This is a genomic window from Candidatus Protofrankia californiensis (assembly GCF_900634765.1).
Taxonomy (GTDB): Bacteria; Actinomycetota; Actinomycetes; order Frankiales; family Frankiaceae; genus Protofrankia; species Protofrankia californiensis.
In genome coordinates, this window is the sequence record NZ_CAAAFT010000390.1 from 8,844 (window position 1) to 9,968 (window position 1,125).

General features: G+C 74.3%; 1 protein-coding gene. It reads right to left on the bottom strand.

Going from position 1 to position 1,125, the window contains the following annotated elements:
* Positions 1–1,082: bifunctional phosphopantothenoylcysteine decarboxylase/phosphopantothenate--cysteine ligase CoaBC (coaBC, locus tag DD1DGNOD_RS20015; RefSeq protein ID WP_241255855.1), on the bottom strand; the 1,082-nt coding region annotated here is incomplete at its 3' end.
* Positions 1,083–1,125: the final 43 nt, after the last annotated feature.

A 1,125-nucleotide genomic window follows, 5' to 3' on the forward strand; every position in this document is an offset into this window, starting at 1 on the left:
GGCCCGCCGGTCTCGGCGGCGAAGCCGACCAGCACCTGACCCGGCCGGCGGGCGGCGACCAGCTCGGCCAGCACATCCGGATTGCGGGCCAGAGCCACCGGTTCGGGAACGCCATCGCCCTTTTTAATCTTGTAGGTCGCCCGGACGACAGGACGGAAGTCCGCGACCGCGGCCGCCATGATCACAACATCCGCCTGCGCCGCCTGGGCGTGCACAGCCTCCCGCAGCTGCACGGTCGACACCACCGGGATGGTGCGCGCCCCCGCGACGTCCGGCAGCGCCACGTTGGCCGCCACCACGACGACCTGCGCGCCCCGGGCGAGTGCGGCCCTGGCCAGCCCGTAGCCCTGCCGCCCGCTGGAGGAGTTGCCCAGGAAGCGGACGGGGTCGAGATGCTCACGGGTACCGCCGGCGCTGATGACGATCCGCCGGCCGGCGAGGTCTGGCGCCTGCTCGGGCGGCCCACCGTGGGAGTGGCCGGTGCTACCCCGGGCCGGCACAGACCTGGCCAGCACGGACCTGGCCAGTGCGGCGATCTCCACCGGTTCCGGCAGCCGGCCGGCGCCCGAGTCCGCCCCGGTCAGCCGGCCCACGGCCGGGTCGACGACCAGGCAACCGCGGGCCCGAAGCGTGGCCACGTTGGCTACGGTGGCCGGGTGCTCCCACATCTCGGTGTGCATGGCCGGGGCGAACACGACCGGACATCGGGCGGTGAGCAGGGTGGCGGTCAGCAGGTCGTCGGAGCGTCCGGTGGCGGCGCGGGCGAGCAGGTCCGCCGTTGCCGGGACGACGAGCACCAGGTCGGCCTCCCGACCGAGCCGGACGTGTGCCACCTCGGCCGCGTCGGTCCAGACGTCGGTGGCCACCGGATGCCCGGACAGCGCCGCCCAGGTCGGCTCACCCACGAACCGCAACGCCGACTCGGTGGGCACGACCCTGACGTCATGGCCGGTCTCGGTGAGCTGGCGCAGCACCTCGACCGCCTTGTAGGCGGCGATCCCACCGGATACGCCCAGCACGACGCGGGGGCGACGCACGACCGCGGACGCCGCGGTGCCGGCATCGATCGTGTCAGCGGACATCAGCGGTCGCCTCCGGGTGGCACGTCGCCTCCGGGTGGCACGT